Genomic DNA, 14672 nt, shown 5'->3' with positions numbered 1-14672 from the left:
ATGCGCCTTTTTCCGGATCGGGTTCCGCTTCGCTCCACTGGTCCGGCACAGGGCGCGGTTCACCCGGACCTAACGACCTCAGTACGGCGCCGTCAGCTTGAGCCAGAGCAGTGCCGCGAGACTCACCACGGCGATCGGCATCTGCAGCGGGCGCAGGCGGGCATGCGACAGGGGCACCTCGCCGGCGCGCGCCGCGATCGGGTCGAGGATCCCGATGGCCGCGTAGCCGAGGATCAGCATCGCGAGGGCCGGCACCGCCTTGCCCATCACCGCCGCGAACAGGCTGCCCAGCCCGAGGCCGTAGAGGACCAGCATGGTGACGATCTGCGACACCTGCGGGCCGCCCTCGGTCCGGAAGCTGACGCCGCGGCGCACGCCGGCCAGGAACAGCAGGATCGAGGCGGCGTAGAGCAGGGTGAACAGCGCCACGAGGTAGTCGAGGGGTTTGCCGTTCAGCCACCATGCCACGGCGGTGCCGACGGCGATCGGCAGCATCGGGCCGAAGCCGAAGACGATCTCGAGCCAGGGGATCCGGCGCGGCTCGTGCGTGGTGAGGGTGCGTCCGGTGGCGTCGTCGCGCATGGCGGTCTGGGGGAACTCTCGATTCGACGGTCTGCTGCGCCGCAGCACCGGGACAGGGAACGGCCGCGCACCGGCCCGGTTCCGAAACCCGGGTCCGGGCCCGGTTCGACGCGGCCCGTGTAGCGCCGCCGCGGCGCTCCGGCGAGGCCCCGCCGGTCCCTAAACGCGTCACCCGGTCGCCCGCGTCCCCGTCGGCGTCCCGGGCCAATGTCCGGGCCCTTGAGTGCGGGCGAGAAAGGCGTTATCTGTGTGGGGCCCTCATCACAAGGTCTGCGCCGCAGCGCGCCCGTGAGCCGCGAGGGTCCTGCCTCATCGGTTTCGCCAACCTGACCCCGGGCCCCTCGCCGCAGCGCGGCCCGCTCTCCGGTGTCCATCCCCCGGGCACCTGGCACTGAACCGGCCCTCCCACCACCTCCGTCGGTTGCAAGATACCCCCATGACGCCAAATCCCGACGCCCTCGCCGACGATATCGAGACCGCGGAGCCGGCCGACGTGCCGACCATGCCCGCCGCCCTCGAGGGCGTCCGCGAGGTCAAGCTCCAGGACCTCAAGTCGAAGACGCCGACCGACCTGACGGCCTTCGCCGAGGAGGTCGAGGTCGAGAACGCCTCGACCATGCGCAAGCAGGAGCTGATGTTCGCCATCCTGAAGCAGCTCGCTGCCAAGGAGGTCGAGATCATCGGCTCGGGCACCGTCGAGGTGCTGCAGGACGGCTTCGGCTTCCTGCGCTCCTCCGACTCGAACTACCTGCCCGGCCCGGACGACATCTACATCTCGCCGACCCAGATCCGCCGCTTCGGCCTGCGGACCGGCGACACCGTCGAGGGCCCGATCCGCGGCCCCAAGGACGGCGAGCGCTACTTCGCGCTCCTGAAGGTCAACACGATCAACTTCGAGAACCCGGAGAAGATCAAGCACAAGGTCCATTTTGACAACCTGACGCCGCTCTTCCCGACGAAGCGGTTCAAGCTCGAGCTGGACAACCCGACCAAGAAGGATTTCTCGCCGCGGATCATCGACATCGTGGCGCCGATCGGCAAGGGCCAGCGCGCCCTGATCGTGGCGCCGCCGCGCACGGGTAAGACCGTGCTGATGCAGAACATCGCGCAGTCGATCACCCTGAACCACCCCGAGTGCTACCTGATCGTGCTGCTCATCGACGAGCGGCCCGAGGAGGTCACCGACATGCAGCGCTCGGTGAAGGGCGAGGTCATCGCCTCGACCTTCGACGAGCCGGCCACCCGCCACGTGCAGGTCGCCGAGATGGTGATCGAGAAGGCCAAGCGCCTCGTGGAGCACGGGCGCGACGTCGTGATCCTGCTGGATTCGATCACCCGCCTCGGCCGCGCCTACAACACCGTGGTGCCGTCCTCCGGCAAGGTGCTGACCGGCGGCGTCGACGCCAACGCCCTGCAGCGGCCCAAGCGCTTCTTCGGCGCGGCCCGCAACATCGAGGAGGGCGGCTCGCTCTCGATCATCGCCACCGCGCTGATCGACACCGGCTCGCGCATGGACGAGGTCATCTTCGAGGAGTTCAAGGGCACCGGCAATTCCGAGATCATCCTCGACCGCAAGGTCTCCGACAAGCGCATCTTCCCGGCGATCGACATCACCCGCTCGGGCACCCGCAAGGAGGAGCTGCTGGTCCCGCCGGACTCGCTCAAGAAGACCTACGTGCTGCGCCGCATCCTCAACCCGATGGGCGTCACCGACGCGATCGAGTTCCTGCTCGACAAGCTGCGCCAGACCAAGAGCAACGGCGACTTCTTCGACTCGATGAACACCTGAGGCCGGCCCCGGCCGCGGGCATCGCCGCCGTCCCCGCGAGCGGAGCGATCCAGGCAGCGCCGCGCGCTGGCCTGGGTCACGTCGCTGCGCTCCGGTCCCTCAGGATCGGGGAGCGGATGGGACGGGGGTCGCGCCCGCCGTGCGGGACGCCTGTCCCGCGGCGGCACGAAACGCGATTCCGGTCCGATCGGGCCGTTGACCGTCTCCTAACCGGCCTCTGCCAAGGTTCCATCCGGGCGCCAGGTAGCGTATCGGCCCCGCGACAGCCCCGCCGGCCGGTCCATCCCGGCGGCGGGGCTCGTCGCAGCCCGGCTTGCACCGATCCCCGGATCCGTGACACTGGCGCGATGCCCCGCTCGCCCTGGACCGGTCCGGATCCGCTCCTCCTCGCCTCGACCAGCCCGACCCGGCGCCTCCTCCTGGAGAGCGCCGCCCTGCCGGTCGAGACCGCCGCCCCGGACGTCGACGAGCGCGCCCTCGAGGCGGCGAGCGCCGGCCTGTCCCCGCCCGACCTCGCCCTGCACCTCGCCCGCGCCAAGGCCGAGTCGGTGGCGGCGCGCCATCCCGGGCGGATCGTCCTCGGCGCCGACCAGGTGCTCGACCTCGACGGCACCGTGTTCCACAAGCCGGCCGACGGCGCGTCGGCCCGGGCCCAGCTCGCCCGTCTGTCCGGCCGCACCCACGCCCTTCATTCCGCCGTGGTCCTGGCCGGGGCGGTCGAGGACGCCTTCGTGGAGACCGCGCGGCTGACCCTGCGCCCCCTCGATGAAAGGGCGATCGCGGCCTATGTGGACTGCGCCGGCGCGGAGCGCGTGCGGGCGAGCGTCGGCGGCTACCAGCTCGAGGGACCGGGGATCCACCTGTTCGAATCGGTCGCGGGCGATCACAGCACCGTGCTGGGCCTGCCGCTTCTGCAGCTCCTCGCGCGGCTGCGCGCCGCCGGGCTTCTGGCTTTCTGAGGGAGTACCGCCTTGGCGGGACACGACCATTCGCACGGCGGCCACGGGGGGCATTCCCACGGCGGCCACGCCCAGGGCGGTCATGCCCATGGCGGCCTCGGCGGCCACGCGCACGCGCCGAAGGATTTCGGCACGGCCTTCGCCATCGGCATCGTGCTCAACACCGCCTTCGTGGTGATCGAGGCGGCCTACGGCTACCTCAGCAACTCCATGTCGCTGGTGGCCGATGCCGGCCACAACCTCTCGGACGTGCTGGGCCTCGCGGCGGCCTGGATCGCCGCGATCCTGGTGCGCCGCCGCGCCAGCGCGCGCTTCACCTACGGCTACCGCGGCTCCTCGATCCTGGCCGCCCTGTTCAACGCCGTGTTCCTGCTCATCGCCATGGGGGCGGTGATCTGGGAGGCGCTGGTCCGGCTGGTCCACCCGGAGCCCGTCGCGGGCACGACCGTGATGGTGGTGGCGGCGGTGGGAATCCTGGTCAACGGCCTGACCGCGTGGCTCTTCGCCAGCGGCGCCAAGGGCGACATCAACGTCCGCGGGGCGTTCCTCCACATGGTGGCCGACGCCGCCGTCTCGGCCGGGGTCGTGGTGGCGGGCCTCGTGATCCAGCTCACCGGCCTCGCCTGGCTCGACCCGGCGGTCAGCCTCGTCATCGCCGCCCTGGTGGTCTGGGCGACCTGGGGCCTGCTGCGCGACAGCGTGGCCATGTCCCTCGACGCCGTGCCGCCGGAGATCTCCCCGGACGCGGTGACCGGCTTCCTCCTCGAGCGGCCGGGCGTCGCCGGCCTCCACGACCTGCATATCTGGCCCATGAGCACCACCAGCGTCGCCCTGACGGTCCATCTCGTGATGCAGGAGGGGCATCAGGCCCACCGCCAGCCCGGCAACGGCTTCCTCACCGAGACCGCCGAGGGCCTGCGCGACCGGTTCGGCATCTGCCACGCCACCCTCCAGGTCGAGGAGGCCGGCGGCCCGGCCTGCCGCCTCGCGCAGGATTGCGCGGCGTGAGCGGCGCCCAGCCCCGCGCCTTCGTGGTCGGCCACCCGATCGCCCACTCGCGCTCGCCGCTGATCCACGGCCACTGGCTCGCCGTGCACGGGATCCCGGGCTCCTACGAGCGGCTCGACGTGGCCCCGGAGGCCTTTCCGGACTTCATCCGCGCCCTGCCCGCGTCCGGCTACCGGGGCGGCAACGTCACCATCCCCCACAAGGAGGCGGCCTTCGCGCTGGTGGACACGCTCACGCCGCGGGCGAAAACCATCGGTGCGGTCAACACCCTGGTGGTCGGGCCGGACGGGCGGATCCGCGGCGACAACACCGACGCGCCGGGCTTCTGCGCCCATCTCGACCACAGCCTGGGCGCGGCCTGGCCGGACCGGGCGGGCGGCACCGCCCTGGTGCTCGGCGCCGGCGGCGCGGCGCGGGCGATCGTGGTCGGGCTCGCCGAGCGCGGCCTGCGGCGCGTCTGGGTCGCCAACCGCACCGCGGCCCGGGCCGAGGCGGTGGCGGCCCTCGCGCCGGGCGTCGGCGCGGCGCTCGCCTGGGACGACCTGCCGGCGGCGCTTCCCGGGACAGGCCTCCTCGTCAACACCACGTCCCTGGGCATGAAGGGCCAGCCGCCGCTGGCCGTCGACCTGTCGACCCTGCCGGCGGACGCGGCCGTGGCCGACATCGTCTACGCGCCCCTGGAGACCGAGCTCCTGGCGGCGGCGCGGCGCCGGGGGCTCGCCGCCGTGGACGGGCTCGGCATGCTGCTGCACCAGGCGGTGCCGGGCTTCGCGGCGTGGTTCGGCCCGCGCCCCGCCGTCACCCCCGAGCTGCGCGACCGGATCGTGGCGGACCTCGCCGGATGACCCCGAAGGCCGGATCCGGACCCGTCATCCTCGGGCTCACCGGCTCGATCGGCATGGGCAAGTCGGCCACGGCCCGGATGTTCGCGGAGCGCGGCGTCCCGGTCCACGACGCCGACGCCGCCGTCCACGCCCTCTACGGGCCGGGCGGCGCGGCCGCCGCGGCGATCGGCGCGGCCTTTCCCGGCGTGCTCGGCGACGACGGCGGCGTCGACCGGGCGCGGCTGCGCGCCGCGGTGCTCGACGCGCCCGACCGGATGGCGGCGCTGGAGGCCATCGTCCATCCCCTGGTCCGGGCGGCCAGCACGAACTTCCTGGCGCGGCACGCGGCGGCGCCGCTGGTCGTCCTCGACGTCCCGCTCCTCTACGAGACCGGCGGCGAGGGCCGCTGCGACGCGGTCGCGGTGGTGAGCGCCCCGCCCGAGATCCAGCGCGACCGGGTGCTCGCGCGTCCCGGCATTACCGAGGCGGCCTTCGCGGCGATCCTGGCCAAGCAGATGCCCGACGCCGAGAAGCGCGCCCGGGCAGATTTCGTCATCGACACGGGCCGGGGTTTCGCCGCCGCCGAGGCCGCGGTCGCGCGGATCGTCGCGCGCCTGACGGCGCACCGTGCGCCGCCGCACCGCGGCGACGGATGAAACGCCCGGAGGATTGAATATCTGCGGTTGTGTTCCGGGGGGAATACGGACGGCAGGATGAACGTGATGGCGCGGCGCTGGGGCGGGATTGATCGCATTCGGTCGGGCGGCATCCGGGCCGCAACCCTTCTCGCGCTGCTGGCGGCCGGGCCCGCGCAGGCCCAATACGCCGCCAGCTGCCCGCCGCCGAAGAAGGTCGCGGCCGGCGCCTGCGTCACCGCCTGCCCGGGCGGCTACGAGGACCGGGGACCCGTCTGCGTCTACCGCAACACGTCCCGGTGAGGGGCACGGGAGCTTAACCCCTCCGCCGTATCCCGCTAGGGTCCGCCCCCACCCCCCCGCGAGTCGCGAGACCCATGCTGCGCGAGATCGTCCTCGACACCGAGACCACCGGCACGGAGGCGAAGGGAGGCGACCGGCTGATCGAGATCGGCGCGGTGGAGCTCCTCAACCACATCCCCACCGGCCGGACCTTCCACCGCTACTGCAACCCGCAGCGGCCGGTCTCCGAGGGCGCCTTCAACGTCCACGGCCTGTCCGACGCGTTCCTCGCCGACAAGCCGCTCTTCGCCGAGATCGCCGGCGAGTTGCTGGCCTTCCTGGCCGACGGGCGGCTCGTGATCCACAATGCGCCCTTCGACGTCGGCTTCCTCAACATGGAATACGCCCGGCTCGGCGCGAACGCCCCGCCGCCGATCCAGCTGGAGGACGTCGTCGACACCCTGCCGATGGCCCGGCGCAAGCACCCGGGCGCGGCCAACAACCTCGACGCCCTCTGCAGCCGCTACGGCATCGACAACACCCGGCGCACCAAGCACGGGGCACTCCTCGACGCGCAGATCCTGGCCGAGGTCTACGTCGAGCTGCTCGGCGGCAAGCAGACCAGCCTCGGCCTCCTGGAGGCCGCGACGGCCGCCCCGGTGGCCGGATCGGCGGCCCTGGCGTCGGCGGCTCCGGCGGCGCCCCGCCCCTACCGGTCTCGCCTCACGGATGCAGAGCGCGCCCGGCACGACAGCTTCCGCGCGAGCCTCGGTCCTGCCGCGATCTGGGCCGAGTATATCGGGGCGGACGATCCGGCCTGATCGCCGGTCCGTCCCGCTCTCCGATCCGCACGCCTGCCGCGCGCCGCCGGCTGTTGCCGCATCGCACAGGGGCGTTTATTGCAATGCACAAAACGCCGTCGACGGAGCCTCTCGCGGGGTGACGGAGGCTGGCCCGCGCGGTGCCGGTGCGCTCCCTCGGGGGAGGCACGGGCGCGCCGGATCCGGCCGTGACGGAGATGCTGAGGCAGTGAGGCGCGCACGCATGACCGAGGATTTCGGCAGTCGCGACGGACAGCGCGACGACAAGACCGGCCCGTCACCCTTCGCCGACATGATCGAGGCCACCCGCCTGACCGGCCTCGGCCGGCTCGAGGAGGCGACCGCCCTCATCCAGCGCAGCCTCGGGGGGCAGAAGGCTCCGCCCGCCGATCCGCCGGCCGCGCCGCAGCCTCCCGCGCGCCGCGACGCGCCTTCCGCCGAGACGCGCAGTCCCGCGGCGGAGTCCGGGACGCGGATGCGCGAGGTGGTGGGGCAGGTCGTGCGCGGGCTCGCGCCGGTGCTGAAGGGCCTGGGCAACCCGCTCCGGTCGCCGGCCCCGCCGCCCGCCGACCGGGCGGGCGGGACCGGGGGCCGCTTCGTGTCCCTGACCCATGCCGAGCCCGCCGGCACCCGCGAGTACAAGCTGTTCATCCCGAGCCACCCGGACCGGGCGGCGCCGCTGATCGTGATGCTGCACGGCTGCACGCAGAACCCGGACGATTTCGCCGCCGGCACCGGCATGAACACCCTCGCCGAGCGCGCCGGCGTGTTCGTGGCCTACCCGGCCCAGAGCCGCCAGGCCCACGCCCAGCGCTGCTGGAACTGGTACGAGCCCCGGGACCAGGGCCGCGGCGCGGGCGAGCCGGCGATCATCGCGGGCCTCACCCGCGCGATCATGGCGGAGCACCCGATCGACCCGGCCCGGGTCTACATCGCCGGCCTGTCGGCCGGCGGCGCCGCCGCCCTCAACATCGCCCGCGCCTACCCGGATCTCTACGCCGCCGTCGGCGTGCATTCGGGCCTCGCGGCCGGCTGCGCCCGGGACCTCGGCTCGGCGCTGATGGCCATGCAGGTCGGCGCCCCGGGTCTCGGCGCCCCGACCGCCTTCGGCACCCCGGCGCCCGCCACCCGCGTCCCGACGATCATCTTCCACGGCGAGGACGACGGCACGGTGAGCGTGCGCAACGCCGACCAGGTGCTGGCCCAGGCCAAGGTCGCCGGGCTGACGCCGCGGTCGGAGACCTTCGAGGGCCGCGGCCACCCCTTCACCCGCACCCGCTACCGGGACGAGGCGGGCCGGGTCGTGGTCGAGGATTGGCGGGTGCGCGGCGCCGGCCACGCCTGGTCCGGGGGCCGCCCCGACGGCAGCTACACGGATCCCGAGGGGCCCGACGCGTCCCGGGCGATGCTCGACTTCTTCGCCGAGCACCGGCTGGGACCGGCGGGGCGCCCGTGAGGAATTGTCGGAGGGGCCGCGCGCCGGCGGGTTGTCAGGCCGCGGCCCTGATGTATCGCAGGGCTCTGCCCTGCCCCCACAAAAGGTCCCGGACCTTTTGAATCCAGGACCCTCCATGAGCACCACCCCCGGACCGATCCCGACCCTCCAGGGCCTCGCCGAGGTCGCCGACCGGTACGACCTGATCCTCTGCGACGTCTGGGGCGTGCTGCACGACGGCCAGACGGCCCACACGGCCGCCGGCGAGGCGCTGATCCGCTTCCGCGGCCTCCCGGGCGCGCGGCCGCGCCGGGTCGTCCTCGTCTCGAACGCGCCCCGGCCCGGCGACGGCGTCGGCCGCATCCTCGACCGGTTCGGCGTGCCGCGGGAGGCCTACGACGCGATCCTGACCTCGGGCGACCTCACCCACGACCTGATCGCCGCGCGCCCGGGTGCCCGGATCCGGCATCTCGGGCCGGAGCGCGACCTCGGCATCTTCCAGGGGCTCGACCTCAGCCTCGTCCCGGAGACGGAGGCCGACCTCGTCGTCTGCACCGGCCTGTTCGACGACCGCAGCGAGACCCCCGACGATTACCGGCCGGAGCTGGAGCGCCTCGCCGCCCGCGGGCTGACGATGATCTGCGCCAATCCCGACCTCGTCGTGGAGAGCGGCAACCGCCTGATCCCCTGCGCGGGCCTGCTCGCGGCGGCCTACGCGGAGATCGGCGGCCCCGTGGTCTACGCCGGCAAGCCGCACCGCCCGGTCTACGAGGCGGCGCTCGCCAAGGGGGCAGCGCTCACCGGGGCAGCGCTCACCGGGGCCCCGGTGGACCCGGCGCGGGTCCTGGCGATCGGCGACGCGATCCGCACCGATATCGCCGGCGCCCGCGGCGTCGGCATCGCCAGCCTGCTGGTGGCCCGCGGCATCCACGCGGAGGAACTCGGCGTCACGGCCGCGCATCACCGCCTGGGCGACGTGGCGGAATGGCTCGGCCGGCAGGCGGTGCATCCGGACGCGGTGATCGAGCGGCTGGTCTGGTAGCGGCCGGTCCTCCGAGACGGGTCCTGCGCGTATTGCCGCCAGTCTAACCCCCTGAAATCCGCGACAAGCTTGACACCGCGCGGGAAATTGCGTGGATTCGCGCGTGTGAATCGGTCCCGCGCGCAGCAATCAGCCCCGACATCCGCTTCGCGTGTCGGGCGCTTCGACCGGGAGACCTGTCCGGCCGCGATGCTCGCGACGATCGGAACCGGCGAGACGGCGGGTCTTGCGTGACCCTCGTCTCCGGACTGCCCGATTTCCTGCTCTATCTCGGCACCGCGACCGGGCTGATCGGCCTCTACCTGCTGATCTACACCCTCGCCACCGCGCACAACGAGCTCGCGCTGATCCGCCGGGACGTGACGGCGGCCGCCGTCGCGCTGGGCGGGAGCCTGGTCGGCTTCACCCTGCCGCTGGCGGTGGCGATCTACAACGCGCGGTCGCTGCTCGACTGCCTGATCTGGGGGCTGATCGCCCTGGTGATCCAGATCGCGATCTACTGGCTCGTGCGCCTCGCGGTGCCGGACCTGTCACGGCGCATCGAGGAGGACCGCGCCGCCGCCGCGATCCTCCTCGGCGCGGCCTCGCTGGCGGGCGGCGTCGTGAACGCCGCCTCGATGACCTATTGAGGCGCTGGTGACGGAGACCGCGCCACGTCCCGACGCAGCCTCCGGCGACGCCGCCGGCGGGCCCGGGGCCGGCTTCGCCGCCACCCGCCGCTCCAAGCGCTCGGCCGCCGTGTCGCTGGTCCTGGTCGCGGGCGCCGGCGCGGCCGCCCTGACGCTCGGCGGCCTCGACCCGTCCCAGCGCGAGGAGGAGGCGCTCGTCTACGGGACGCTCGGCGCCTGCATCGCCCAGCAGCTGCGCGGCGCCGAGGCCTGCATCGCCGCCTACAAGACCGCGCAGGAGACCTACGCGGCGACGGCGCCGCGCTACGAGACCGAGGCCGATTGCCAGCGCCACCACGGGACCGGCGGCTGCACCCCGGGCGCGCAGGTCACGGAGGCCGCGCGCGGCCGCTACCTGCCGGTGATGGCCGCCTTCATGATGGGGCGCACGGACGCGCAGGACCTGCCGGTCCAGCCGCTCTACCCGCACGCGCCCGAGGAGGAGCGCGACGAGGCCGGGGCCGCGACGGCCGGGCACGGCGGCGGCTACTGCACCGGTGCGGGCGGGCGGGTCGCCTACGCGGGCGGCGCCTCGCGGGTCCACGTCCCCGCCTCGGTCGCCCGCACCACGAGCGCGACCCCGCGCACGATCAGCCGCGGCGGCTTCGGCGGCACCGGGCGTGCGACGGCGTTCTCCGGAGGCTCGAGCGGCCGCGCCGGCGGGTTCGGGGGCGGATCCGGGGGCGGCTGATGCGCCGCGTGCCGGTCCCGGAGCGGCCCGACTGGCGCCAGCACGCCGCGCGGGCCGGCTTCACCTTCCACACGTTCGACGGCGCCCCCTACTGGGACGAGAGCGCCTACTACGCCTTCAGCCTCGCGGAGATCGAGGACGCCATCGAGGCGCCGAGCGCCGCGCTGCACGACCTCTGCCTCGCCTTCGTGGACCGGGCGGTCCGGGACGCGGTGATCCTCGCCTCGCTGCGGATCCCCGAGCACGCCTGGGACGCGATCCGGGCGAGCTGGGACCGGCGCGATCCCAGCCTCTACGGGCGCTTCGACTTCAGCTACGGGGGCGACGGGCCGGCCAAGCTCCTCGAGTACAACGCCGACACGCCCACCGCCCTCTACGAGAGCGCGGTCTTCCAGTGGCTCTGGCTGGAGGACGGGCTGGCGCGGGGGCGCCTCCCCGCCGGCGCCGACCAGTTCAACACCCTGCACGAGGCGCTGGTGGCGCGCCTCGCCGCCGTGGCGCCCCCGGAGGGCGTCGCCTTCGCGGGCTTCCCCGACGCGCCGGAGGATCGCGGCACGCTGGCCTATCTCCAGGACTGCGCGCTCCAGGCCGGCCGCCCCGCCCCCTTCCTGCCGGTCGAGGCGATCGGGCTCGACGCGGACGGGCGCTTCGTGGACGCGGCCGGCGCCCCGATCGGCTGCCTGTTCAAGCTCTACCCGTGGGAGTGGATGTTCGCCGACCCGTTCGGCCGCGCGGTCGGCGCGGCCACGACCCGGTTCCTGGAGCCGCCCTGGAAGGCGGTGCTCTCCAACAAGGGGCTGCTGGCCCATCTCTGGGCGATGGCGCCGGGCCATCCCAACCTGCTGCCGACCTATTTCGAGGCGGACCCGGCCAAGGCCGCGCTGGGCCGGAGCTTCGTGAAGAAGCCCCTCTACGGGCGCGAGGGCGCCAACGTGCTGATCGTGCGCGACGGCGCCGTCGCGGCGCGCGACGAGGGGCCCTACGGCGGCGAGGGCTACGTGCGGCAGGCCCTGGCGGAGCTGCCCGATTTCGCGGGCCGCCGCGCGCTGGTCGGCAGCTGGATGGTCGGCGACCGGCCCGCCGGCCTGTGCCTGCGCGAGTCGGACGGCCTCATCACCACCGACCGGGCCCGCTTCGTGCCGCACCTCATCGACCCGTGACCCAGTCCCGCGCCGCCGCGGCTCACCGGCCCAGCGCCGCGAGCTCCCGCCGCATGTTCGACCGCGCCGGCCCCTCCAGCGCCGCCCGGGCCCGGGCGGTGACGAACAGCGGCCGGCCGGATGCGAGGGCCCCCCGCAGGAAGGCCGCGCGCCCCTGCCGGTAGGCGGCCGCGCCCACGACCGGGACGAATTCCCGCGCCACGCCGGCGGCGTAGCCGTCGTAGGCGGCGGGCGCCGCACCCAGGATCGCCATGTCCATGTCGAGGAAGAGCGCGACGTCCGCGGCGAGCGCGGCCGGGAGACCGTCCGGGACGGCGTGCCGCTCGGTCGCCAGGATCATCGTCTCGGCCGCCGCCAGCGTGGGCGCCGGGACCGCGCCCTCCGGCAGCGCCCGCAGGAGCGCGGCGCTGCGGCGCTCGTTGTCCGCGGCGCCCGGCCGGTAGACGGCGTCGTGGAACCAGATCGCCAGTTCCACCGCGTCGGGATCCCGGACCGTCCCGCGGCGGGCGCGGAACGCCTCCAGCAGCGCGTCGATATGCGCCTGGCCGTGATAGACCCGGTGCGGCTCGGCCAGCCGGGCGCGCAGGTCAGCCAGGATGCGGGGATGGCCGTCGAGCATCGGCCGATCCTCTACCCGATCCGCCGCCGCGGGACGAGGCGGATCGCGCCGCAGGCCCGGGAAGACGCTCCGGGCACCCGCGATGGACTTCCCGGCCTCGCGCTCCGACGCCCCGCGAGATCATCGTCCCCGCGACGATGATCGGGGATGTGATCGTCGAACGCCCCGATAGACGCGCCGCTGTCGATCCCGAGAGATCTATTGGGCGCGATCGACCCGATCCCGCGTCTGGTCTTCGCGCGGAACGCCGGCTACAGGGGCAGAACCATCTGGAGGATCCCCAGCGCCCATGAGAGCGACGAGCCTGAGAACGACGACTTGGTTGATGCTGACGGCGCTGCTCGCCGCCGCCCCGGCCCGTGCGCAGGCCCCCGCGCAGGCCCCTGCCCCGGCACCGGCGGGGCCGGCGACCAAGCCCGAGAGCGATCCGGCTCAGGAGACGATCCGCAAGCTCAACGCCTATGTCGGGCTCCTCAACCGGACCCTGCGGGCGCAGGAATCGCTCGGCCGCTATCAGAGCTGGGTCAACATGAAGACCGGTCCGACCGGCCGCGAGCGGATCATCTACGGCCTCTACGGGCTCTACGACGTGCGCGGCGAGATCGCGAAGGCGGAGGCCGCGACGGCGCAGCCGCCCGCGATGCCGGACCTCGACGGCGCCGTGAAGACCTACATCGCCGCCTATCAGGCGCTCGCCCCGACGGTCACCGAGGCGGAGGGCTACTACGAGCGGCAGGATTACCGCGCGGACAAGATGGAGCAGGGCAAGGCGCTCCACGCCAAGCTCGCCGTCGCGGGGCCGGCCTTCCTGGCGGCGCGCGCCAAGGTCGACGCCGCGCTGCGGGTCGAGAAGGAGAAGAGCGACGCGCTGGAACTCGCCGCCATCGAGGCGCGGGAGGGCCGCAAGGCGCGCTGGCACGTCGCGAACGTGATGACCGCCTGCCGCAAGGTCATGGACCTGCTGCCCACCGACGCCAAGCCGGTCGTCGACATGGCGGCCTTCGACGCCGCGCTCGGGCGCTACGCCGTCGCCGTGAAGGACATGGACGGGTACAGCGCCGCCAACCCGAACTCCTTCCACGTGTTCGAGAGCCGGCCCCGCGCGCTCCTGGGCAAGCTGCGCGAGTTCGACGACAAGCTCGCCAAGGCCAGGGGCGACGCCCGGCGCGGCGCCGGGCGCGACGTGACCTGGATCGTGAACGACTACAACATGATGGTGTCGACCGCGCAGACGGCCACGACCTTCTCGCGCTGACCGGGGGTGTCCTGGGGTGTCCGGGCCCCCGTCAGCGGGCGCTCCGGCCCGGTTCCGTCAGCCGCAGCGAGGTCGCGGCCGCGGTGACGGCCGCCTGCCAGCGCGCCTGCTCGGCCGCGGGGTAGCGGACGCGCAGGGTGACGAAGGCGCCGCCGCGGCCGCCCGCCAGCAGGGTCTTCCGATACAGGATCCCGGCCGCCGTCGTGCAGGAGAGCACGATCCAGCCGGGCTTGCGCGCCGCGTATTCCGGCGGCTGCCGCAGGCAGGTCTTCCGGTCCGCGGCCACGACGGCGTCGAGATCCTGGTCGAGCACGTCGTTCAGGCCCGACACCGTCAGGTGCAGGTGGCCGTCGGCCGAGCGGAAGGCCTGCCCGTCGCCGTTGTCCGGCGGCGGCTCCGCGACGAGGTCGGCGGGCACGTCGACGGAGAAGCCGAAACGGGCGTTGACCACGTGGCGCAGCGTCGGCGTGTCCGGCAGCGCCCGGCCCCAGTCGCGCCGGACCTGCGCGATCCGCGCGGTGTAGGCCCGCGTCAGGCAGGCCGTGTCCGGGCAGGCATCGCGGACCCGCGCGCGCCAGCGCGCGTGGTCCTCGCCGAAGGTGTCGATCGCCTGGCCGGTCTCGCCGTCGACCCCGCGCGTCTCGCCCACGATCCGGTCGAACAGGCGCCTGAGTTCCTCGTCCAGCCGCGTCAGGGCGGGGTCGGCACAGATCAGCGTCTCGACCCTGTCCCGGATCCCGGCGCAATCCGGCGCCGCCCGGGCGCCGACGGTGCCGAGCGCACAGACTGCGCCGACGAGGCCTGTTCGGAGGATCGATCGGGGGAACGATCGCGGGCTCAGGCGCGCCGGACGGGCTTGGCTACGCACGGATATCCTCCTGTGGCGGTCTGGACGCGATCGG

16 protein-coding genes are annotated in these 14672 nt (G+C 73.8%); 13 read left to right on the top strand and 3 right to left on the bottom strand.

The window, feature by feature from the left end; genetic code table 11:
- Positions 1 to 78: 78 nt before the first annotated feature.
- Complete coding sequence (locus ACLBX8_RS18400; protein ID WP_012321210.1) at positions 79 to 582, bottom strand: DUF3429 domain-containing protein; 504 nt, start codon at positions 580 to 582, stop codon at positions 79 to 81.
- A 436-nt stretch (positions 583 to 1018) separates the two neighbouring features.
- Here ACLBX8_RS18400 and rho point away from each other — a divergent pair, with 436 nt between their 5' ends.
- From rho to ACLBX8_RS18340, 12 genes are all read left to right on the top strand, one after another.
- Positions 1019 to 2371, top strand: coding sequence for a transcription termination factor Rho (gene rho / locus ACLBX8_RS18395; RefSeq protein ID WP_443192837.1), 1353 nt, complete (start codon positions 1019 to 1021; stop codon positions 2369 to 2371).
- 347 nt (positions 2372 to 2718) lie between these two features.
- Entirely contained in the window at positions 2719 to 3330 is a 612-nt protein-coding gene (locus tag ACLBX8_RS18390; protein ID WP_100252486.1) for a Maf family protein, read from the top strand.
- A 12-nt stretch (positions 3331 to 3342) separates the two neighbouring features.
- Positions 3343 to 4338 carry a cation diffusion facilitator family transporter gene (locus tag ACLBX8_RS18385; protein WP_447715604.1) on the top strand — a complete coding sequence of 332 codons (996 nt, stop codon included), beginning with the start codon at positions 3343 to 3345 and terminating at the stop codon, positions 4336 to 4338.
- Positions 4335 to 5183, top strand: a complete 849-nt coding sequence (locus ACLBX8_RS18380; protein WP_091926951.1) for a shikimate dehydrogenase — start codon at positions 4335 to 4337, stop codon at positions 5181 to 5183. The genes ACLBX8_RS18385 and ACLBX8_RS18380 overlap by 4 nt, the downstream gene beginning before the upstream one ends.
- Positions 5180 to 5818, top strand: a complete 639-nt coding sequence (gene coaE / locus ACLBX8_RS18375) for a dephospho-CoA kinase (RefSeq protein ID WP_447715603.1) — start codon at positions 5180 to 5182, stop codon at positions 5816 to 5818. Before ACLBX8_RS18380 ends, coaE begins: the two co-directional genes overlap by 4 nt.
- 57 nt (positions 5819 to 5875) lie before the next feature.
- Positions 5876 to 6100 carry a hypothetical protein gene (locus ACLBX8_RS18370; RefSeq protein ID WP_447715602.1) on the top strand — a complete coding sequence of 75 codons (225 nt, stop codon included), beginning with the start codon at positions 5876 to 5878 and terminating at the stop codon, positions 6098 to 6100.
- A gap of 74 nt (positions 6101 to 6174) precedes the next feature.
- On the top strand, positions 6175 to 6900 hold the full coding sequence (gene dnaQ / locus ACLBX8_RS18365; protein WP_447682129.1) for a DNA polymerase III subunit epsilon: 726 nt from the start codon (positions 6175 to 6177) through the stop codon (positions 6898 to 6900).
- Between the two features lie 223 nt (positions 6901 to 7123).
- Positions 7124 to 8356 carry an extracellular catalytic domain type 1 short-chain-length polyhydroxyalkanoate depolymerase gene (locus ACLBX8_RS18360; RefSeq protein WP_056533617.1) on the top strand — a complete coding sequence of 411 codons (1233 nt, stop codon included), beginning with the start codon at positions 7124 to 7126 and terminating at the stop codon, positions 8354 to 8356.
- 115 nt (positions 8357 to 8471) lie between these two features.
- Positions 8472 to 9377: a TIGR01459 family HAD-type hydrolase gene (locus tag ACLBX8_RS18355; protein ID WP_447715601.1), complete on the top strand. Its 906-nt coding sequence runs from the start codon at positions 8472 to 8474 to the stop codon at positions 9375 to 9377.
- Positions 9378 to 9607: 230 nt separating this feature from the next.
- The gene (locus ACLBX8_RS18350; RefSeq protein ID WP_020094066.1) at positions 9608 to 10006 is read left to right on the top strand and encodes a DUF350 domain-containing protein; all 399 of its coding nucleotides are present in this window, start codon (positions 9608 to 9610) and stop codon (positions 10004 to 10006) included.
- 7 nt (positions 10007 to 10013) lie between these two features.
- Complete coding sequence (locus ACLBX8_RS18345) at positions 10014 to 10736, top strand: DUF1190 domain-containing protein (protein WP_447715600.1); 723 nt, start codon at positions 10014 to 10016, stop codon at positions 10734 to 10736.
- Positions 10736 to 11896 carry a glutathionylspermidine synthase family protein gene (locus ACLBX8_RS18340; protein WP_447682126.1) on the top strand — a complete coding sequence of 387 codons (1161 nt, stop codon included), beginning with the start codon at positions 10736 to 10738 and terminating at the stop codon, positions 11894 to 11896. The genes ACLBX8_RS18345 and ACLBX8_RS18340 overlap by 1 nt, the downstream gene beginning before the upstream one ends.
- 22 nt (positions 11897 to 11918) lie before the next feature.
- Here the strand turns inward: ACLBX8_RS18340 and ACLBX8_RS18335 are convergent, their stop codons facing one another.
- Complete coding sequence (locus tag ACLBX8_RS18335) at positions 11919 to 12515, bottom strand: HD domain-containing protein (protein ID WP_447715599.1); 597 nt, start codon at positions 12513 to 12515, stop codon at positions 11919 to 11921.
- 289 nt (positions 12516 to 12804) lie between these two features.
- Here ACLBX8_RS18335 and ACLBX8_RS18330 point away from each other — a divergent pair, with 289 nt between their 5' ends.
- Positions 12805 to 13770, top strand: a complete 966-nt coding sequence (locus ACLBX8_RS18330) for a YiiG family protein (RefSeq protein WP_056533607.1) — start codon at positions 12805 to 12807, stop codon at positions 13768 to 13770.
- Between the two features lie 31 nt (positions 13771 to 13801).
- Here the strand turns inward: ACLBX8_RS18330 and ACLBX8_RS18325 are convergent, their stop codons facing one another.
- Complete coding sequence (locus tag ACLBX8_RS18325; RefSeq protein WP_447715598.1) at positions 13802 to 14638, bottom strand: lysozyme inhibitor LprI family protein; 837 nt, start codon at positions 14636 to 14638, stop codon at positions 13802 to 13804.
- Positions 14639 to 14672: the final 34 nt, after the last annotated feature.

The organism is Methylobacterium sp. D48H, from assembly GCF_053345715.1.
Note: the sequence above shows the minus strand (reverse complement) of the source record. Positions and strands in the feature narration are given on the sequence as shown.